This window comes from Mycobacterium sp. 852013-50091_SCH5140682 (genome assembly GCF_001665685.1).
Lineage (GTDB): Bacteria > Actinomycetota > Actinomycetes > Mycobacteriales > Mycobacteriaceae > Mycobacterium.
The window spans coordinates 25,825-44,897 of record NZ_LZTB01000039.1; the positions used below are offsets into that span (position 1 = coordinate 25,825).

18 protein-coding genes are annotated in these 19,073 nt (G+C 67.5%); 6 read left to right on the plus strand and 12 right to left on the minus strand.

Going from position 1 to position 19,073, the window contains the following annotated elements; translation table 11 throughout:
* Window positions 1–80 precede the first annotated feature (80 nt).
* The 3 genes from A5784_RS13040 (at window position 81) to A5784_RS13050 (ending at window position 5,684) form a co-directional block, all read left to right on the plus strand.
* Window positions 81–1,595: a flavin-containing monooxygenase gene (locus A5784_RS13040; protein ID WP_064945328.1), complete on the plus strand. Its 1,515-nt coding sequence runs from the start codon at window positions 81–83 to the stop codon at window positions 1,593–1,595.
* A 48-nt stretch (window positions 1,596–1,643) separates the two neighbouring features.
* Window positions 1,644–4,796, plus strand: a complete 3,153-nt coding sequence (locus A5784_RS13045) for a bifunctional cytochrome P450/NADPH--P450 reductase (protein WP_064945329.1) — start codon at window positions 1,644–1,646, stop codon at window positions 4,794–4,796.
* 126 nt (window positions 4,797–4,922) lie between these two features.
* Window positions 4,923–5,684: an MBL fold metallo-hydrolase gene (locus A5784_RS13050; protein WP_197514732.1), complete on the plus strand. Its 762-nt coding sequence runs from the start codon at window positions 4,923–4,925 to the stop codon at window positions 5,682–5,684.
* A 32-nt stretch (window positions 5,685–5,716) separates the two neighbouring features.
* On the opposite strand, the gene A5784_RS13055 is transcribed toward A5784_RS13050, so the two are convergent.
* From A5784_RS13055 to A5784_RS13070, 4 genes are read right to left on the minus strand one after another with little or no spacing between them, the layout of a single operon-like run.
* A complete protein-coding gene (locus A5784_RS13055) occupies window positions 5,717–6,043 on the minus strand; it encodes a hypothetical protein (protein ID WP_064945331.1) in 327 nt (108 codons plus the stop codon).
* Window positions 6,044–6,062: 19 nt separating this feature from the next.
* Complete coding sequence (locus A5784_RS13060; RefSeq protein ID WP_064945332.1) at window positions 6,063–6,578, minus strand: DUF1697 domain-containing protein; 516 nt, start codon at window positions 6,576–6,578, stop codon at window positions 6,063–6,065.
* A 3-nt stretch (window positions 6,579–6,581) separates the two neighbouring features.
* Complete coding sequence (locus tag A5784_RS13065; protein WP_502687512.1) at window positions 6,582–7,538, minus strand: alpha/beta hydrolase family protein; 957 nt, start codon at window positions 7,536–7,538, stop codon at window positions 6,582–6,584.
* A 47-nt stretch (window positions 7,539–7,585) separates the two neighbouring features.
* Window positions 7,586–8,407: a class I SAM-dependent methyltransferase gene (locus tag A5784_RS13070; protein WP_064945333.1), complete on the minus strand. Its 822-nt coding sequence runs from the start codon at window positions 8,405–8,407 to the stop codon at window positions 7,586–7,588.
* 31 nt (window positions 8,408–8,438) lie between these two features.
* Here A5784_RS13070 and A5784_RS13075 point away from each other — a divergent pair, with 31 nt between their 5' ends.
* The 3 genes from A5784_RS13075 to A5784_RS13080 all read left to right on the plus strand — a co-directional run bounded on the left by A5784_RS13075 (window position 8,439) and on the right by A5784_RS13080 (window position 10,128).
* On the plus strand, window positions 8,439–8,882 hold the full coding sequence (locus tag A5784_RS13075) for a PPOX class F420-dependent oxidoreductase (RefSeq protein WP_064945334.1): 444 nt from the start codon (window positions 8,439–8,441) through the stop codon (window positions 8,880–8,882).
* Between the two features lie 17 nt (window positions 8,883–8,899).
* Window positions 8,900–9,070 carry a DUF5302 domain-containing protein gene (locus tag A5784_RS38260; protein WP_087075055.1) on the plus strand — a complete coding sequence of 57 codons (171 nt, stop codon included), beginning with the start codon at window positions 8,900–8,902 and terminating at the stop codon, window positions 9,068–9,070.
* A gap of 122 nt (window positions 9,071–9,192) precedes the next feature.
* Complete coding sequence (locus A5784_RS13080) at window positions 9,193–10,128, plus strand: type IV toxin-antitoxin system AbiEi family antitoxin domain-containing protein (protein ID WP_064945335.1); 936 nt, start codon at window positions 9,193–9,195, stop codon at window positions 10,126–10,128.
* 4 nt (window positions 10,129–10,132) lie between these two features.
* On the opposite strand, the gene A5784_RS13085 is transcribed toward A5784_RS13080, so the two are convergent.
* The 8 genes from A5784_RS13085 to A5784_RS13120 form a co-directional block, all read right to left on the minus strand.
* On the minus strand, window positions 10,133–11,488 hold the full coding sequence (locus A5784_RS13085) for an acyltransferase family protein (RefSeq protein WP_064945336.1): 1,356 nt from the start codon (window positions 11,486–11,488) through the stop codon (window positions 10,133–10,135).
* 35 nt (window positions 11,489–11,523) lie between these two features.
* Complete coding sequence (locus A5784_RS13090) at window positions 11,524–12,747, minus strand: MFS transporter (RefSeq protein ID WP_064945337.1); 1,224 nt, start codon at window positions 12,745–12,747, stop codon at window positions 11,524–11,526.
* A 66-nt stretch (window positions 12,748–12,813) separates the two neighbouring features.
* Complete coding sequence (locus A5784_RS13095; RefSeq protein ID WP_064945338.1) at window positions 12,814–14,445, minus strand: monocarboxylic acid transporter; 1,632 nt, start codon at window positions 14,443–14,445, stop codon at window positions 12,814–12,816.
* Entirely contained in the window at window positions 14,442–14,789 is a 348-nt protein-coding gene (locus A5784_RS13100; RefSeq protein ID WP_064945339.1) for a DUF485 domain-containing protein, read from the minus strand. The genes A5784_RS13095 and A5784_RS13100 overlap by 4 nt, the downstream gene beginning before the upstream one ends.
* A 213-nt stretch (window positions 14,790–15,002) precedes the next feature.
* Window positions 15,003–16,733, minus strand: coding sequence for a sodium/solute symporter (locus A5784_RS13105; RefSeq protein WP_064945340.1), 1,731 nt, complete (start codon window positions 16,731–16,733; stop codon window positions 15,003–15,005).
* Window positions 16,730–17,098: a hypothetical protein gene (locus tag A5784_RS13110; protein WP_064945341.1), complete on the minus strand. Its 369-nt coding sequence runs from the start codon at window positions 17,096–17,098 to the stop codon at window positions 16,730–16,732. Before A5784_RS13110 ends, A5784_RS13105 begins: the two co-directional genes overlap by 4 nt.
* A complete protein-coding gene (locus tag A5784_RS13115) occupies window positions 17,091–17,873 on the minus strand; it encodes a LytR/AlgR family response regulator transcription factor (RefSeq protein WP_064945342.1) in 783 nt (260 codons plus the stop codon). Before A5784_RS13115 ends, A5784_RS13110 begins: the two co-directional genes overlap by 8 nt.
* On the minus strand, window positions 17,870–19,051 hold the full coding sequence (locus tag A5784_RS13120; RefSeq protein ID WP_064945343.1) for a sensor histidine kinase: 1,182 nt from the start codon (window positions 19,049–19,051) through the stop codon (window positions 17,870–17,872). Before A5784_RS13120 ends, A5784_RS13115 begins: the two co-directional genes overlap by 4 nt.
* Window positions 19,052–19,073: the final 22 nt, after the last annotated feature.

The following is a 19,073-nucleotide window of genomic DNA, read 5'->3' on the forward strand; positions in this document are numbered from 1 at the left end:
GGTTTGTTTTGACCTTGGTGGGGCTCGCCGAAACCGCGACGATTGAACACATCTCCACCACACCATCCACGGGAGCCCGAATGAGCCACACCGAGCACGTTGACGTCCTGATCGTCGGGGCCGGAATCTCCGGCATCGGCGCGGCCTACTACCTGCAGCAGGAGCACCCGGGACGCAACTTCGCGATCCTCGAGGCCCGCGGCGCGACCGGTGGCACATGGGACCTGTTCCGTTACCCGGGAATCCGCTCGGACTCCGACTTGCACACCTTCGGCTACGAGTTCAAGCCGTGGCGTGACGAGCACGCCATCGCCACCGCCGACAAGATCTTGGCGTACCTGCGCGAGACGGTGACCGAGAACGGCATCGACCGCAACATCCGGTTCCACCACAAGGTGCTCGGCGCGGCCTGGAGCTCGGCCGACGCCCGCTGGGTCGTCGACGTGGAGCGCACCGACGAGGGCGGCGAGGACGTCGAACTGGTGCAGATCTCGGCGAACTGGCTGTTCTGCGCGGGCGGCTACTACCGCTACGACCAGGGCTACACACCGTCGTTCGAAGGCGAGGAGCGGTTCACCGGCCAGATCGTGCACCCTCAGCACTGGCCCGAGGACCTCGATTACGCCGGTAAGAAGGTCGTCGTGATCGGCAGCGGCGCGACCGCGGTGACGCTGATCCCGTCGATGGCGCCGACGGCAGGCCACGTGACCATGCTGCAGCGCTCGCCCTCATACGTGCTTCCCGTCCCGGCCAAGGATTCTTTCGCCAACACAGCCAAGCGGCTGCTGGGCGATCGCCGCGGCTACGCCCTGACCCGGCGCAAGAACATCGTCAAACAGCGCGCCGTTTACACGCTGTGCCAGAAGTACCCGACCGCCGCGCGCCGGCTGATCCGTAAGGTCAACGCGAGCCAGCTACCCCAGGGATATGCCGTCGACGAGCACTTCGCACCCGAGTACAACCCGTGGGACCAGCGTCTGTGCGCCGTGCCTGACGGCGATCTGTTCAAGGCGATCAGCAACGGCACCGCCTCAGTGGTCACCGACCGCATCGCGACCTTCACCGAGCGCGGCATCCTGCTCGAGTCGGGCCGCGAGCTCGACGCCGACATCATCGTCACCGCAACGGGTCTCAACGTCCAGCTGTTCGGCGGCATGACGCTCACGGTCGACGGTCAGCCGGTGAATCTGCCCGAGGCCGTCGCCTACAAGGGCATCATGCTCTCGGGTGTGCCGAACTTCGCATTTGCCTTCGGTTACACCAATTCGTCGTGGACGCTCAAGGTCGGGCTGTTGTGCGAACACTTCTGCCGACTGCTGAAGTACATGGACGACAACGGCTTAGACTCAGTGCGCCCGGTGTTCGACGATCCGGCTATCGCGACGCTGCCGCTGCTCGACTTCGCCGCGGGTTACGTGCAGCGGGCCGCCGACCAGCTGCCACGGCAGGGCGTCAGCGGACCGTGGGTGATGTCGATGAACTACACCTACGACGCCGACATGCTGCGCAACGGCCCGGTGGTCGACCCGAGCCTGCGGTTCGGATCCCGCCGCGCTGCCAGGAATTCGGCACAGACCCCACAGCTCGTTCTCTGAGTTTCGTTCTCACGGATCAGCGGCGTCCGGTGGCTATGCTCGGCGCACATGGAGATGTTCTCGCCGGCGCTGCCACCGGACATCGACGACGTGCCCTCGGCCGTCGGCGCCGAACTGCCACCGGGACCGGTTCCCGGCCGGCCCTACGCGCTGCCCGCCGACGTACTCGCCGAGCAGTACGGACCACTGTTCTACGCGGACTTCACCGGAAGCCGACGGCTGTACGCGTGCTCGCTGGCGTTGGTCGACGAACTCTGCGACGAGAGCCGGTTCACCAAGGGCATCACCGACCGACTCGACCGCTTCCGCACCCTCGTCGAAAACGGGCTGTTCACGTCGTATCCCGGTGAAAACGGTTGGCAGCAGGCGCATGACGTCCTGATCCCCGGCTTCAGCTTCAGCGGGCTGCGCAGCTACCACCCGGCCATGCTGGACATCAACCGTCAGCTGCTGGTGCAATGGGATGCGGCCGCGGGGCAGCGCGCCGTCGACGTCGCGGGAGACCTCGCCAAGCTCGCCATGGACACCGTCGGCCTGGCCGGATTCGGCGCGCGGTTCGACTCCTATCACCACGACGGCCTCGCCGACATCCCGGCGAGCTTCGCAGCCGCGCTGGACCAGATCCTCGCGCCGGGCGGCGGCGACCGGGCCGTCTTCGCCGCCGAGCGCGACAAGCTCTACGCCTTCATCGACGACCTGATCGCGGGGCACCGCGCGGGACCGGTCGATCTGGACGATCTGCTGGCGCTCATGCTCGAACCTGGCGCCGACGGTGCGCCGCGCCTCGACCACGACGCCGTCCGCAACCAGATCCTGACCTTCCTCATCGCCGGGCAGGACACCACCTCGACGCTGATGCCGACGGCGATGTACAGCATCGTCAAGCACCCCGCGGTGCTGCACCGGGCATGTCGCGAGGTGGATGCGCTGTTCGGTCCGGACGACGACCACGTGCCGGCATTCGACGAGATCGGCAAACTCACCTACATCCGCCAGATCGTCGACGAGACCTTGCGGCTGTCCCCGCCCGTCCGCGAGATCGACCGAATGGCCTTGGCGGACACCGTTATCGGAGGTCGTTATCCGATACCCGAAGGCACCGTCGTCACGATCACCACCTCGGCGCTGCACCGCCAGCCCGAGTGGGGGGACAACGTCGACACGTTCGATCCGGACCGGTTCGGTGCCGAGCAGGCAGCCGGGCGGCCGGTGAACTTGTTCAAGCCCTTCGGCACCGGTGCCCGGTCGTGTATCGGTCGGCAGTTCGCGTTGCACGAGGCGACGATGGCGTTGGCGACCCTGCTGCACCGGTACCGTTTCCTCGACGTCGACCATTACCAGCTGCGCACCCACAGCGACCTGCAGCGCAAGCCGGTCGGATTTCGTCTTGAGTTGGCGCGCCGAACACCGGCAGATCGCCGCCACGCAGGCCCCGCCCCGCAGTCGACGCCCGCGGCACGGCCCCGCGCGGTGGCTGCGCCGGGTTCGAAAGTGACTGTGCTGCATGGCTCCAACCTCGGAAACTGTCGGGCCTTGGCGCAACAGCTGGCCGACGAGGCCACCGATCTCGGCTATCAGACGACCGTGGCCGCTCTCGACACGGCAGCGGGCGCGCTGCCCGGCGAGGGGGCGCTGGTGGTGGTCGCCGCGTCGTACAACGGCCAACCCACCGACGACGCGCGGCACTTCGTCGAGTGGCTCGACGACGCGGGCACGCCGGCACAACCGGCCATCCCGTACGCCGTTCTCGGTGTCGGAGACCGGAACTGGGCCGAGACCTATCAGTCAATCCCGAAGCGTATCGACGAGCGCCTCTCGGAACTCGTTGGTGCACCGGTGATTCCGCGTGGCGAGGCGGACACGTCGGGCGACTTTGCCGGTACCGTCGAGGACTTCTCGGCGGCGCTGTGGCAAGCGCTGGCCCCCGCGTCGGATGCCGCTGCGCTCGAGGCCGCCGACAACACCGAACTGCTCTACGAACTGCGCGCCATCGACGGGCCGGTCACGTCAGCGATCGACGCGCGCTTCGAGGTGCAGCCGGCCACCGTGCTCGACAACGTGGCGCTGGTGGACGTCGAAGACGGCGGGATGGGAAATGGCAAGCGGCTCATCCGTATTGCGTTGCCCGACGGCGTCGATTACCACACCGGTGACCACGTCACGGTGCTGCCTGACAACAGTCCGGAGGTGGTGCAGGAGGTCGCCGAACTGCTGGAATTGCGGCTCGACCGCCGGATCTCGGTCAATCCGCGGCGCAGCACCCGGCGTGCCATCGCCATCGACCGGGAAGTCAGTGTGCGCGAGTTGCTGACCCATTTCATCGAGCTCCGCAAGGCTGCCAGCCGCAGCCAACTTCTGAAGCTGGCCATGGCCAACCCGTGTCCGCCCGAGCGCACGGCGCTGGCCGAACTCGCCGAAAACCCGGAGGCCCGCGCGCTGAGCGTCACCGAATGCCTGGCCGAGTTCCCGGCCACCGAGCTGTCGCGCGCTGAACTGCTCGAGTTGTTCGAGCCGATGGGAACCCGGCATTACTCGATCGCCTCGTCAGCGCGCCGGTCGGCACGTGAGGTCGAGTTGGTGGTCAGCGTGCTGGAGGGCCCGGCGCGCTCCGGGTATGGCGTGTTCCGCGGCGTCTCGTCGAGCTACCTCGCCGATGCCATACCGGGACAACAGATTCGGATGCGCGTCGACTCCGCGCGTAAAGCGTTCCGGGCCGGTGCCGAACCGGAGAAGAACGTCATCATGGTCGGCGCCGGAACCGGGGTGGCCCCGTTCCGCGGCTTCATCGGGGACCGGCTGGCAGCGCAGGCGGCGGGCGAGCCCTTCACGTCGGCACTGTGCTTCTTCGGGGTCCGGCACCCCGACGTGGACTACCTGTTCCGCGACGAGTTCCAGGCGGCCGAACAGGCCGGCGTCGTGCGGATGCGCCCGGCGTTCTCGCGGCGGCCCGAGGACGAGATCCGGTACGTGCAGGACCGTATCGCCGCCGACGCCGAGGAAGTGTGGGCGATGCTGGGCGACCCGGGCGCGGACGCGCACGTCTACGTGTGTGGGGACGGCGCCCGGATGGCTCCCGCCGTGCGCGGCGCGTTCCGCGACATCTACCGTCGATTCACCGGGGCCGACGACGAGGCCGCGGCGCACTGGCTTGCCGATCTGGTGAACACCGATCGCTACGTCGAAGACGTGTGGGCGCAGTGACGATTCCGGAGTAGCGATGCCGAACACGGGCGGAATATGCTGCTGCCCATCAGCGTTCGGTGTGCTGTGTCTTGTGCAGCTGGCCCAACGCCTGTCCGTGTCGGTGACCTCACCGTCATCCCTCTCGTGGATGGGGTGGGGGTCGAGGTCGCCCGCGACATCCTGTCCCGGCCGGGCACGCCCGATGCGTGGTCCTGCTATGAACATCACCTCGGCGAGTCGGGGACCATCGACCTGCCCGTGGGTGGCTTCTTGATCCAGGCAGGCGATCAACTGGTCCTGGTCGACGCCGGAGTCGGCGACTTCGACAACGGCGCATATACTGGAGGGAGCTTGCCGACTGCGCTGCGCACCAACGGCTTCACCGCCGACGATGTCACCGACGTGGTCTTCACACACCTACATTTCGACCACATCGGGTGGGCCAGCCATCGGGGACACCCATTTTTCCGCAACGCCACGTACCGGGTGCATCGAGCGGATTGGGATCACTTCGTGTCGGCTTCCAACGCAGACGAGCACACGCTGCAAACGCTGACTCCGATCGAACCCCAACTGGAGTTCTTCGACGGAGACACACCGATAGCCCCAGGCGTGGACGGAATCTTCACCCCGGGACACACACCGGGCACAACGATAGTCGTGGTCTCATCACGAGGAGCACGCGCGCTCCTACTCGGCGATGTCGTCCACTCGATTGTTCAGTTCTCAGAACGAGACTGGGAAGTCGTATGGGACACCGACCCTGTGGCCGCCTCCGCTGCCCGCAACCGAATCGCGGACGAGATCGCCGACTCCGCCGACATTGTCGTCGCCGCGCATCTTCCCGGGATGAGATTTGGACGCATCGTCACGACCGGTGGGCCACGGCGGTTTGTCAGCCTGTAGCCGGCGATGGGCTGATTGCAGGGCCCTGCGGCCTAGTGCGCAACCGCGACGGCAACGATCGCCAGCAGTAGCAGCACGAGGTAAACGGCTGTCTCGCTGGCTATCCCGTATCTGATCCGGCACGCGACGGCGAGGGCGGCGCTGACAACGATCCAGCCGAGCGCGACGTATCCGAGTCCCGCGGCAACCTGCGTAACGAACGCGTCTTCGGTCGCTGCTACGTCGAGCCGGTTGTGCTCGACGAAGAGTCGGCACATCTGTGCGATCACCGAGAAGCTGATGCTGATCCCGGCGGCGACGTCCGCTATCCACCAGGCGGTTCGGCGGGCCGCCCTCAGGGCGTCGTCTCCATCGGTCACTGCTCGATCCTCTCGACTCTCACCGCAACACCTTCTCCACGGTGCGCAGGTTGCGCGTGGTGGTCGATGACTTGTACCGCTTCTTGCCCATGGTCTTGCCGATGGTGCTGTCCAGGGTGGCATTGCGGGCCACCTGCCAGTAGAGCACGCCGTCGCCGCGCTGCATCTTCTCCTCGGGCCCCGGTTCAAGGGCCGCCAGTTCGTCGAGCGCGTCGGCGTCGCTGACGAACGTGATATACGAGTGGTGGCCTTCGACTTCCCGCTCGAACGGGTAGTTGTCCGACACGGCGCGCAGCTCGTCGATGCCGTACACCAGCACCCACGCCTCGTAGCCGAAGGCGTCACGCAGCGCCCGCTCCGCGGCGGACCGTACCGCTTTGGCGCCGGACCTGCTGTCCAGCAACACATTTCCACTGGCAAGGATCGTCTTGACGTTGTCGAAGCCTGCCTCGGTGAAGGTCTTGGCGACCTCGGCCATCTTGAGGTTCACGCCGCCGACGTTGACGCCGCGCAGAAAGACCGCATATCGGGGCATGGATTACTCCTTGAGCAGGGTGGCCAGTTCCGCCTGTGACGTCGTGGTGATGACATGCAGAACGTGCTGGTAATGGGGGGAGCGCGCCGACACGATCGACGTGTGAGTGTCGCCGGGCAGCAACTCGACCGCGGCCCGCCCGCCGCGGTGCTTGACTGCGGCGACGTAACGCTCGGAGTTGGCGGGGGCGACGACCGTGTCGCGGGTGCCGTGCAGCGCGATCACCGGAACCGTCGGATCGATGTTCTGGATCGGGTCGACCGATGCGTAGCGGTCCGGAACCTCACTGGGGCGCCCGCCGAGCACGGTGACGATGTGGTCGTCACCGTGGTTGGCGGCATACACCATGTCGAGCGGCCCGGCCAGGGAGATGACCCGCGTCGGACGGAAAACCGGCCGAGAGCCCTCTTCGTTGGCCTTGAGGTTCTTGCGGGTGCTTGCCCAGACCGCGAGTTGAGCCCCCGCACTGTGCCCGACGACGAGTTCGTCGTCGATGGTCAGCTGCGGATACTTGCGGTCCACTTCGATGATGTTGTCCAGAGCGTGCGCCACGTCGCGGAAGGTGTTCGGCCACCCGCCGCCGGAGCCGATCCGGCGGTACTCGACGTTGTAGACCGCGAAACCGCGGCCGGCGAGTTCGCGGGCCAGGCCGTCGAATATGTTGGCGCCGAGGGCGCTTTGCCAGGCGCCACCGTGGATGAGCACCACCAGCGGAATGCTGTCGACCCGCTGCGGGCCTGCGGGCAGGTACAGGTCGGCCCAGTTCTGGCCGGTGTCGGCGGCGGACCCGGGTCGTTCGTCGATGGGATACCAGAACCGTTCGACCGTGATCTCGGCGAGGCTGACCAATTCGGGCGCGGGGGCCAGCACCTTCGGCGCGACCGGATTCTCCGCACACGACGGCGCTATCGCCACCGCCAACACCGCGCCGAATACGGCGGCCAGTTCCCTCCGACGCAATGCCCTCTCCCTTTGCCTGACACCATATTCGGCGCGGGCGGTCGGGGCTAGGCGAATTCCAGAAGCGTGATGCTGGGTCGCGCCCGGTGGAACGCGCCGACCCGGTCCAGCGGCGGCCACGCGGCCAGTTTGAACAAGCCGCGTCCAGGCGGTAGGGCGATGTCGTAGGCCGCGCGGACGCCGGGAATGCGCTCGGCCAGGGCCACGCCTTCGTCGGCGGTCATGGCGAACGGCATCGGTGGCGCGACATAGCGATTGGACAGTCGCAGACCTTTGATGGTGCGGCGGCTGAACCAGTGCGGGACCGAATCGAACATGAACCGGCCGCCGGGGAATCGTGCGGCGCAGTCGGTGATCAGGTCGATCACGTCGTCGGCCTGCAGGTACATCAACAGGCCTTCGGCCGTGATGAACACGCCTTCCGAAGCGTCGACCCGGTCCATCCAGCTGCGGTCCAGTGCGGACTGGGCCAGGCCCACGATGCGCTCGTGCGCGGGCAGCAGCTGGTCGCGCAACGCCATGACGGGCGGCAGATCGACCGAATACCACGTCAATTCATCGGCCAGGCCGGCCTGGGCCAGCCGCCAGAAGCTGGTTTGCAGGCCTTCGGCCAGCGCGACCACCGCGGCCCGTGGATGAGCCGCCAGGTAGTCGGCTGCCACGGCGTCGAACGCACGGGCCCGCAGCCCGTGGGACTGGTTGGGCCTGCCGAACTTGAGGTAGTCGTAGTCGATGGCGTCGAGCAGGGTGACCGCCCACGGGTCCCTGATCACGCCGTCGGAGCGCTTGGCCTCGGTGCCGCGGTAATGCAGGGTCCACAGCGTGGTGGCAGAGACGCCGTCGAGGATATTGCCGTCAATCACAGTCATCGAGTCGATAGTAAGGACGTAGGCTCGGTTTATGGGGCGCCACGTTTTCGACGACAAGCTCTTGGCACTGATCAGTGGCAACTCGCTGGGCGTGTTGGCCACCATCAAACAGGACGGTCGGCCGCAGCTGTCGAACGTGTCGTACTACTTCGACCCGCGGGCGGTGGCCCTGGAGGTGTCGATCACCGAACCGCGGGCCAAGACGCGTAACCTGCGCCGCGACCCGCGGGCGTCGATCCATGTCAGTTCCGACGACGGTTGGGCGTATGCGGTCGCCGAGGGCGAAGCGATCCTCACCCCGCCCGCGGCGTCCCCCGACGACGACACCGTCGAGGCGCTGATCGCGTTGTATCGCAATATCGCCGGGGAACACCCGGACTGGGACGACTACCGGCGGGCGATGGTCGACGACCGGCGGGTGAAGCTGACACTGCCCATCTCGCACCTGTACGGAATGCCGCCGGGCCTCCGGTGATTGGCTAGGCTGGCGCCATGGCGGAGACACCGGAAGCAGACGACACCAAGGCTAAGTTCCGGGAGGCGCTGGAACGGAAGAAGGCCCAAGCAAGCGGCGGATCGGCGCACAAGGACGGCGGCAACAAGCAGCCGCGTGCGCACGGCCCGGTCGAGAACCGCAGGGAGTTCCGCCGCAAGAGCGGTTAGCGCGTTGTAACAGCGCCGCGGATTGCAGTCACCCAGTGGCTGCGATCCTCGGCGTTGATGGTTATCCACAGAACGTCGTCGTGCTCTGGTGGCCCCCGGTCAGGTCGACGAGTATCCAAGCGGTGGACATAGACCACCTGCTTCGGCAACAGGACGGGGTGATATCGCGTGGGCAGGCGCTGGATGCGGGGCTGGTGCAGCACGATATCCGGCGGTTGCTCAGGCGCAACCAGTGGGCGCGGGTGCATGCCGGCGTGTACATCAATCACACCGGGCCATTGACGTGGTCGCAACGAGCTTGGGCCGCAGTGCTTTACGCGGCTCCGGCGGCGTTATGCCTTGAATCGGCCATGGGTGACGAAGCTTCGCCGATTCACGTCGCTGTGGCGCGAGATCGCGCGCTATTGGCTGAGCCTGTCGGAGTCCGCATTCACCACCTCGCCCACCTTGAAGAACGGGCGCTGTGGAACGTCGGCCCACCGCGGATGCGTTACGACGAAGCCGCGCTCGACGTCGCGTGCCGGGCGACATCCGAACTCGATGCCATCGCCGTTCTGGCCAATGCGTGCCAATCTCGGCGTACCACCGCGCAACGGCTACTCGAAACTCTCGATTCCCGCGGGCGCGTGCGTCGGCGCCGATGGTTGCGAGCGGTACTCGTCGACATCGCCGACGGTACCTGCTCGGTCCTTGAGCACGGCTATCTTGTTCGCGTCGAACGACCGCACGGGTTGCCCCGAGCCATCCGGCAGAAGCGTTCGGCGTCATCCGTCGGCGTCTGCTATCGCGATGCTGAGTACAGCGAACGTCTCGTGGTCGAACTCGATGGCCGGATGTTTCACGATTCGGCGACCCGGCGGGATGCGGACTTCGAGCGAGATCTGGACGCTGCGGTCGACGGCCGATCGACTGTCAGGCTGTCCTATGGGCAGGTCTTCGACCGGCCGTGCCAGACGGCGGGCAAGATTGCTCTGGTTTTACAGCGGCACGGGATCATCGCAGCGGGCCAGGCATGCGGCGCGGGGTGCGAATTCGGCCGATACGACCGCGCCGCATAGCCATCTACGCCGCGGATAACAGCCACCCAGTGGCTGCGATCCTCGGCGTTGACGCCAGCCAGCGAGCGGCGGCCAGCGCGGCCAGCATCGCTGCGACGCAGTACAGGCCCTGGTCTTTGAGTCCCCACGCCACCGAGGTGAGGGTGGCCGCACCCGCTGTGCAGAGCAGCAAACCGACTGTGGCGCTGCGTATTCCACGGTGGTCGACCGATCCGCCGTCCCACAGCGGTAGCGGGGAGTTCTCCAGCGGTCGCAGCGCGACGAAGGCCATGGCCACCACCGCGGCCATCAACGCCAGCTGCAGCACGGACAACGCCACGAAGCCGGGGGACGCCGGGTCGTAGCGGTCGAAGCCCAGGTAGTCGAACACCAGGTGCATGCCCAGCAGCAGCGGCATGTGCCACAGGTACAGCGTCATCGCGCCGGAGTTGCCGATCGCGGCCAGCCACCACACCCGCGGCCGCTGCGCCCACCGGGCGATCGCGGGCGCCGCGGCAATCGCGAACGCGCACATCATGATCGCGTGCCCGGCCAGCAGCAGCGAGGGCGGCGTCATGTTCTTCAGATGCTGGCTCTCGATGCCCACCAGGCTCAGTTCATAGGGGCCGAACACCAGCAGTGCCAGGTTCACGCCGAGCATGCCGATGCCGATCGCCAGCGCCGACCGACCGGGCAGCAGGTTGCGGCGGTAGGCGACGCCGAACATGCCGGGGATCAGCCACACCACGGTGTTGAGGTAGCCCAGCGTGGCGTAGCCGTGAATGTTGATCCGGATCGCGTCGATCAGGGCGATGAACGCATAGGTACCGATCACGGCGGTGGCCAGCTGTGTCGTCGTGGTGATCCGGGCCAGCAGCGGCACAGCGGCGAGCACCAGCACGTAGGCGCCGAGGAACCAGAGCAGCTGAATCGAGATGCCGGCGACCGGCTCGTAGACGTGCACCGGAAGCACGAACCGCAGCACCGTCAGCGCCACGCCCCAGAACGCCAGGTAGTAGAAGACCGGCCGGTACAACCGGGTGCAGCGCTTCAGCAGCCAGCCACCCCACGGCTGCCCGGGCTGCCACGATCCCACCGACGCCGCGACCCCGGCGAAGAAGAACAACGGCATGATCTGGAACACCCAGGTCAGCGCCTGAAACACGGTTGAGGCCGTGAGCAGGTTGCTCCAGATGAAGACATCGTCGCGGATGGTGCTGGTGGCCATGACGGTGTGCCCGAACACCACGCCCACCAGGGACACGATGCGGATGACGTCGATGGCCCGGTCACGCCCGGCCGGGGTGGCCGCCTCGACTTCGGCGGGGGAAGGGAACAGCGACGCGGCTTTGGCGGCCGGTGTCGCGACAGCACTGGTCATGGCAGTAACGCTAAGTGCGCCACGGCCGCGTAGATCTAGGTAATTGCACTCAATTCGGTCTTGCGGGCCTGCCGGGATTCCTGCCACAGGATGGCCGCCAGGCAGATGATGGCCAGCACGCCGATCGCGATGGCGAACGCCACGCCCGCGGACCGCAAGCCCCAGACGCGGGCTGCCAGACCCTCGCTGACGACTGGTAGGGAGATGGCCACATAGGCGACGACGAAGTAGGTGGAGCTGACCTCGGCCCGCCGTTCGGGTGGCGTCAGCTCAGCGACGGCAGCCAGCCCGCGGCTGAAGCTGATGCCCTGGCCCGCGCCCGAAACCACGGCTGCGACGATCAGCCCGAACAACGACGAAAAGTACAGCGCGACAGTCAGAATGGCCATGCCCGCAGCCAGGATCGCGCACCCGATCGCGACCGCGCGCTGCGGCGGGATGAGCGTCGCGCCGATCTGCGCGACGGCGGATGCGGCGAAGATCGAGCAGGCGATGGCACCCGCGATCGCATGGTTGTCGATGCCGACGACATTGGCGAGAAACGACGGCGCCACCGCGGTGTAGAGACCCATCACGGCGAACCCCGCGAACGCCGCCAGTGCTGCGATGACGAACACCGCGCGCACCTCGGCAGGTACGGACAGCCGCTGCACGCCGATGCTGCCGCTGCGCGCCGAGGTCTCGGGAACGACTATGACGGCGATGCCGGCGAGGACGGCCAGCACGATGTGGATCAGGAACGGCAGCTGCAGTGGATGCGGGGCGTACTGCACGAGCAGCCCCGCCAACAGCGGACCCGAGCCGAGGCCGCCGACGTTGGCGATCGTCGCCACTGTGGCGGCGCGTGAGTGCCATCGCGGCGGGGCGGCCTCGATGACGGCCGCCGTGCCGGTTCCGGTGAACAGGCCTGCCGAGAGCCCCGATAGCACCCGGCCCACGAGCAACAGCGGCACCGAATCGGCGACCAGGAACACCACCGCACTGGCCAGTGCGGCAACCACGGCGAACACCAACATCGGACGTCGGCCCACCGCGTCGGACCACCGTCCGAACACCAGCAGCGCGAACAGCACGCCGGCCGCGTAGGTGGCGTAGATGACCGTCGTCGTGAGCACTGCGAAATGCATGCGCTCGGCGTAGAGCGCATACATCGGGGTAGGCAGTGTCGTGCCGACCATGACGGCTGCGAACGCGTAGGCGAGCAGGCCCAACGCGAAGGCGGAGCGATTACGTGGCTCGGTACTGCGGGACTCGCGCATGTGCGAGTGCAACGTTGCCGAGGCGGTTCGCCATCCCCGAAACGGGCTCGGGGATGGCGAGACACCTCAGTGTGCGATGGCCTTCTCGGCGCCGACGCCGGTCAGCGACCGCACCTCCATCTCGGCGTTGAGTTCGGGATTCCCGCGGTCCGACGAGGTCAGCGTGCCGACGATGCCGAGCAGGAACGCCAGCGGGATGGACACGATGCCGGGGTTGGCCAGCGGGAACCAGGCGAAGTCCAGGTTGGGGAACATGGCTTTCGGAGTACCCGATACGGCCGGGGAGAACACGATCAGCACGATGGTCGACACCAGGCCGCCGTACATGCTCCACAGCGCGCCGCGGGTGTTGAACCGGCGCCAGTACAGCGAGTACACGATGGTCGGCAGGTTGGCGGCGGCCGCGACGGCGAAGGCCAGCGCGACCAGGAACGCGATGTTCTGCCCGTTGGCCAGGATGCCCAGCACGATCGCGAACACGCCGAGGACCACCGCCGTGATCCGGGAGACCCGCACCTGTTCCTCTTCGGTCACGTTGTGGGACTTGAGCACCGAGGCGTAGACGTCGTGGGCGAACGACGCCGACGCGGTGATGGTCAGCCCGGCGACCACGGCCAGGATGGTCGCGAAGGCCACCGCGGAGATGATGCCGAGCAGCACGACACCGCCCAGCTCCAAGGCCAGCAGCGGGGCCGCGGAGTTCTCTTTGCCCGCGGCCGACAGGATGCGGTCGGGGCCCACGATCGCCGCCGCGCCGTATCCCAGCACCAGGGTGAACAGGTAGAACGCGCCGATCAAGGAGATGGCCCAAACAACAGAGCGCCGCGCTTCCTTGGCGGTGGGAACCGTGTAGAAGCGCATCAACACGTGAGGCAGACCTGCGGTGCCCAGCACCAGCGCGAGGCCGAGCGACAGAAAGTTGATCTTGGAAGTGGTCGACCCGCCGTACTGGGCGCCGGGGGCCAGAACGTCACGGTTGGCGACACCCTTGGTGGTGGCATCGGAGATCGCGGACTGCGCCGAGCCCAGGATTTCGGAGAAGTTCAGCCCGAACCTGGCCAGCACCATGAACGTCATCAGCGCAGCGCCCGTGATCAGCAGGACGGCTTTGATGATCTGCACCCAGGTGGTGCCCTTCATGCCGCCGACCAGCACATAGATGATCATCAGGACGCCCACCACTGCGATTACCAGGGATTGCCCGGCCTTGCTGTGCACGTTGAGCAGTAGCGCGACCAGGCCACCGGCACCGGCCATCTGGGCCAGCAGATAGAACAGTGACACCGTCAGCGTCGTCGTGGCCGCGGCCAGCCGCACCGGTCGCTGCTTGAGCCGGAAGCTCAGCACGTCAGCCATCGTGAATCGGCCGGTGTTGCGGAGCAATTCGGCGACCAGCAGCAGCGCCACGAGCCAGGCCACAAGGAAGCCGATCGAGTAGAGGAAGCCGTCGTAACCGTAGACGGCGATGGCCCCGGCGATGCCGAGGAAGCTGGCCGCCGACAGGTAGTCCCCAGCGATGGCGATGCCGTTCTGTGGGCCGGAGAACGCCCGACCGCCGGTGAAGAACTGGTCGGCGGAGCGGTTGTTGCCGCTGGCCCGGATCACCACGAACATCGTTATGACGACGAAGGCGCCGAAGATGGCGATGTTGGCGATCGGGTTGCCGACCGAATCCGCTGCTGCCGTGAGCGTGTTCACTGCTGGTCGCCTTCCAGCTCGGCGCGGATCGCCGCGGCCCGGGGGTCGAGCTCGCGGTTGGCGAACCGGACGTAGATGGCGGTGATGACGAATGTCGTGACGAACTGGCCCAGGCCCAGGAGCAGGCCGACATTGACATTGCCGAACACCTTGGTCGCCATGAAGTCGTGCGCGAAGGCGCCGAGTACGACGTACAGGCCGTACCAGAGCAGGAAGAATGCCGTCATCGGGAAGACGAACCTGCGCAGCCTGCCGCGGAGTTCCTGGAACTCCGGACTGGCCTGGGTAGCGAGGAATTGCGCGCCGCTGGGTGCGACGCGTGGCGGAAGGTCGGTTTCGGGCACCAGGGCTCCTTGAGGTTGTCTGTGAGGCAGCTGGGAATCGAACCTAGATGAGATGTGAGTCACAATCGAGGCGATACGCCGAAGCCGGGTGTCGGTGCGCCGAGTGGTCGGTCAGTCACGGTGAGCGGTGCGTCCCCTGTCCCGCCGAGCAGACACCCAGGTCCGCGACACGCCGCGGTTCCGGGACCGCCATGTCTGCTCGGCCGAAAGAACTCAGCCCCGCGGCACGCGTTCGACGCCCATGCCGAGGCGCTCGGGCACATGCATGCGCGCGAAGATCTGCGCCACGTTCGGTGTGGCCCGCGTGAACCGGCTGACCGCGACCATGGTCAGGAACGCCAACGGCACGCTGACGGCGGCGGGATAGCCCACCATGACGGCCGGCCAGCCACCCAGCGCGTCCTCGTCGACGCCGCCGGCGATGGCCACCGTCACCGCGCCGCCGCACACACCGCCGCCGACCACCAGCCCGCATGCGGCGCCGGTCACCGTCAGGCCGCGCCACCAGATACCGAGTACCAGCAGTGGGCACAGTGTCGACGCTGCGACCGCGAAGGCCAGGCCGACACTGCGGGAGAGCTCCAGCCCCGACACCACCAGCGACAGTGGGATCGGGATCAACCCGCCGATCAGCGCGGCCACCCGGAAGTCCCGCACCCGCCCACGCAGCACGTCGGTGGCCAGCGCGCCGGCGATGCTGACCAGCAGTCCCGACGACGTGGCGAGGAAGGCTGCGATGGCTCCGGCCGCGACCAGGGCCGCCAGCAGCTGACCGCCGATTCCGCCGATCGCGGCGCCGGGCGCCAGCAGCACCGCCGCGTCGGCCGTCCCGGTGATGAGCAGCTGCGGAACGTACAGCCGGGCGAACACGCCGAGCAGCGTGGGGAACAGATAGAACAGCCACAGCAGCGCGATCACCGCAAGCGCGGTACGCCGGGCCGCCCGACCGTCGGGGTTGGTGTAGAAGCGCACCAGCACATGCGGCAGGCCCATGGTGCCCAGGAACGTGGCGACGATGATCGACATCACCTGGTAGAGCGGATGGCCGCCGCCGAGCCCGCCGCCGGAGGCGATCCATTCGGTACCGGTGCCCGGGGCGCCGGCCACCACCGGGGTTGCGGTGCCCGCCGCCAGGGTGAGCGTGGTGCCTGCGCCGAGGGTGTGCTCGCCTGCGTTGCCGATCGCGACGGCCTCGACGTGCCTGCCGTCGAGGGTGCCCGTCACGGTGATACCTGCCGGGTCGGCGACGTGCACGACGACGTCGGTGTCGACGGCGACGGTCGTCAGCTGATGCACGGTCGGCGGCAACGGGCCACCGAGTTCGCCACCGCCACCGACGAACAACCCCAGCAGGGCCAGCGCCGGGACAGCGATGGCGGTCAGCTTGAGCCAGTACTGGAAGGCCTGCACGAACGTGATCGAGCGCATTCCGCCTGCCACCACGTTGGCGATGACGATCGTGCCGACCAGCAATGGGCCGACCCAGACCGGAACTCCCAGTAGGGTTTTCAATGCGAGACCGGCGCCCTGGTATTGCGGGGCCAGGTAGAACACGCAGATCACCACCACCACGAGCATGGCCAGCTTGCGCAAACGTGCTGAGCCGAGGCGGAATTCGGCGAAGTCGGGAACCGTGTAGGCGCCTGAGCGACGCAGCGGAGCCGCGACGAACAGCAGCAGGCCCAGATAACCCGCGGTGAAGCCGACCGGATACCACAGGGCATCGGCGCCGTACTTGGCGATCAGCCCGGCGACCCCGAGAAACGATGCCGCCGAGAGGTATTCACCTGAGATCGCCGCGGCATTCCACTGTGGGCCGATGGTGCGCGAGGCCACCAGAAAGTCGGAGGTGGTGCGCGACAACCGCACTCCGTAGGTGCCGATGGCGACGGTGGCGACGGCCGCGGTCAGCAGCGCGGCAGCGGTCAGCGGCGAGCCGGTCATGGTTCGCTGTCGACGACGCGGACGAAATCACGTTCGGCCTGTTCGGCCAGCCGCACGTAGAGCCGCCCGATGCCGTACAGCAGGGGATAGGCCAGGCCTGCCAGAATCAGCCAGTTGAGGCGTATGCCGAACACGCTGTGCGCGGCCAACTCTGGGACCGTCGCGGTGATCACCAGCAGCGCCACCGCGATGGCCACCACCACGGCGGCCAGTCGCAGCGCCAGCCCGAGCTGGGCCCGCACCAGGCCGCGGACCAGTGCGTCGCCGACCTGCGTCTGCTCCTGGACCTCGACGCGGGTGCGCACCATGCGGGCACCGCGCCGGTGGGCGAGTACGACGCGCTCCCGCTGCGGACGGTCACTCATCGGTCGGTTTCAGGTTGCGCATCGGGTCGCGTACCACGCGGTCGCGAAGTTCGCGGGCTTGGCGGCGGCTCACCGGCAGCTCCACCGCGGGCGAGGATCCGTTGGCGCGCAGCCGGACCAGCACGGCCCCGTCGGCGGTGCGCAGCCCGGTGACCATCCGCAGCGATACCAGGTATGACCGGTGGATGCGTTGGAAACCGTGGTCGCGCCAACGGGTTTCCAATGTGCTCAAGGGAATTCGCACCAGATGTGCTCCCGTTGCGGAATGCAGCCGGGCGTAGTCGCCCTCTGCTTCCACCCAGCCAATGCTGTCGCGGGGCACCAGCTGGGTGATGCCACCGAGTTCGGCCGGGATGACGTCGGAGTCCTGGTCGTCGGTCGAGGCCTCGGTGGTTCTGGCCATCGCGACTCCGTCGGCGACGCGTCGCACCGCCTCGTCGAGCCGGTTCTGCCGGATCGGTTTGAGCAGATAGTCGACCGCGCCCACGTCGAACGCCGCCACGGCCTTGTCGTCGTGCGCGGTCACGAACACCACGGCGGGCCGGTTCGCGAAATTGGTGAGCACGCCGGCCAGTTCGATGCCCGAGAGCCCTGGCATGTTGATGTCGAGGAACAAGGCGTCGATGGGGTGGCGGTTGAGTTCCCGCAGGGCCGAGGTGGCGTCGCCTGCGGTGTACACATCGCCGACGCAGGGATGACGGCCCAACAGGTAGGCCAGCTCGTCGAGTGCGGGTGCCTCGTCGTCGACCGCCAGCACCGTCAGCGTCCGACTCACGCGCGCACTCCCGAGCGGAACTTCGGTACCCGCATCATGACCTTCGTGCCTGCCCCGATCGCCGTTTCGACCACCAGACCGTAGTCGTTGCCGAACGAGGCCCGCAGCCGATGGTCGACATTGGTCAGCCCGACGTGCGCGGACTCGTCGCCGCGGTGTGCCAACGCGTCGCCCGGCCCGGTCCGTAGCGTCTCGGGGTCCATGCCTGCGCCGTCGTCCTCGACGGTGATCACGCAGTCCGAACCTTCGTCGCGAGCGATGATCTCGATCGATCCGCCGCCCTGACCGGCGAGTCCGTGTCGCACCGCGTTCTCGACCAATGGCTGCAGTGCGAGGAACGGCACGACCACGCTGAGCACCTCGGGCGCGACCTGCAGCCGGACCGTCAGCGCCTGGCCGAACCGGGCCCGCTCCAACGTCAGATACCGGTCGATGTTGCGCAGTTCCTCGGCCAGCGTGGTGTACTGCCCGGCCGCGCGGAACGAGTAGCGGGTGAAATCGGCGAACTCCAGGATCAGTTCGCGCGCGCGGTCGGGATCGGTGCGGACAAACGAGGCGATGGTGTTGAGCGCGTTGTAGATGAAGTGCGGGCTGATCTGGGCGCGCAGCGCAAGCACCTCGGCCCGGTCCAGCCGGGCCCGCGAGGCGTCGAGCTCGGCGAGTTCGATCTGGCTGGCGGCGTACCTGGCGACCTCGCCGATGGCACCGAGCATGCCGGGACCCGGCGTGGTTCCGGTGACCACGACGAGAGCGCCGAGAACCTCACCGCCCTCGGTCAGCAGCGGCTGCGCGACGACCGTCGTGGTGCGCACGCTTCTGAGGACCCGCCGCTGGCCGGTGATCGACTCGGCGGCGGTGGCCGTGCAGCCGGCGATCACGTCGGCCGGCCAGACGGGTTCGTCGTGCGGGTCCCGCGACAGCGGCGCCCCGTCGTCGTCGTACAGCGCGAGCCCGACTGCTCCGGTGAGCTCGCGCAGGAACGGCGCGGCGGTGTGTGCGGATTCGCCGTCGAGACCGCGGCGCAGAGCCCGGGCAGCCTGCGCGGCGGTGTGCAGCGTGGCGTGCACTGCGCGCTCGGTAGGGGTCGCGACCACCCGGCGGGTACGCACGACCATGACCGCCGCCACTGCCGTCAGCATCAGCGCCAACGTCAGCGCAATCGCAACCTCGCCGGACATCTTGCGGCCAACCTTAAACCGG

What these genes read in the sequence shown, in the direction of transcription:
- A5784_RS13040 (WP_064945328.1), top strand. Translation starts at nt 81, where the DNA reads ATGAGCCACACCGAGCACGTTGACGTCCTGATCGTCGGGGCCGGAATC.
- A5784_RS13045 (WP_064945329.1), top strand. Translation starts at nt 1,644, where the DNA reads ATGGAGATGTTCTCGCCGGCGCTGCCACCGGACATCGACGACGTGCCC.
- A5784_RS13060 (WP_064945332.1), bottom strand. Translation starts at nt 6,578, where the DNA reads ATGCCCCGATATGCGGTCTTTCTGCGCGGCGTCAACGTCGGCGGCGTG.
- A5784_RS13070 (WP_064945333.1), bottom strand. Translation starts at nt 8,407, where the DNA reads ATGACTGTGATTGACGGCAATATCCTCGACGGCGTCTCTGCCACCACG.
- A5784_RS13075 (WP_064945334.1), top strand. Translation starts at nt 8,439, where the DNA reads ATGGGGCGCCACGTTTTCGACGACAAGCTCTTGGCACTGATCAGTGGC.
- A5784_RS38260 (WP_087075055.1), top strand. Translation starts at nt 8,900, where the DNA reads ATGGCGGAGACACCGGAAGCAGACGACACCAAGGCTAAGTTCCGGGAG.
- A5784_RS13085 (WP_064945336.1), bottom strand. Translation starts at nt 11,488, where the DNA reads ATGACCAGTGCTGTCGCGACACCGGCCGCCAAAGCCGCGTCGCTGTTC.
- A5784_RS13090 (WP_064945337.1), bottom strand. Translation starts at nt 12,747, where the DNA reads ATGCGCGAGTCCCGCAGTACCGAGCCACGTAATCGCTCCGCCTTCGCG.
- A5784_RS13105 (WP_064945340.1), bottom strand. Translation starts at nt 16,733, where the DNA reads ATGACCGGCTCGCCGCTGACCGCTGCCGCGCTGCTGACCGCGGCCGTC.
- A5784_RS13110 (WP_064945341.1), bottom strand. Translation starts at nt 17,098, where the DNA reads ATGAGTGACCGTCCGCAGCGGGAGCGCGTCGTACTCGCCCACCGGCGC.
- A5784_RS13120 (WP_064945343.1), bottom strand. Translation starts at nt 19,051, where the DNA reads ATGTCCGGCGAGGTTGCGATTGCGCTGACGTTGGCGCTGATGCTGACG.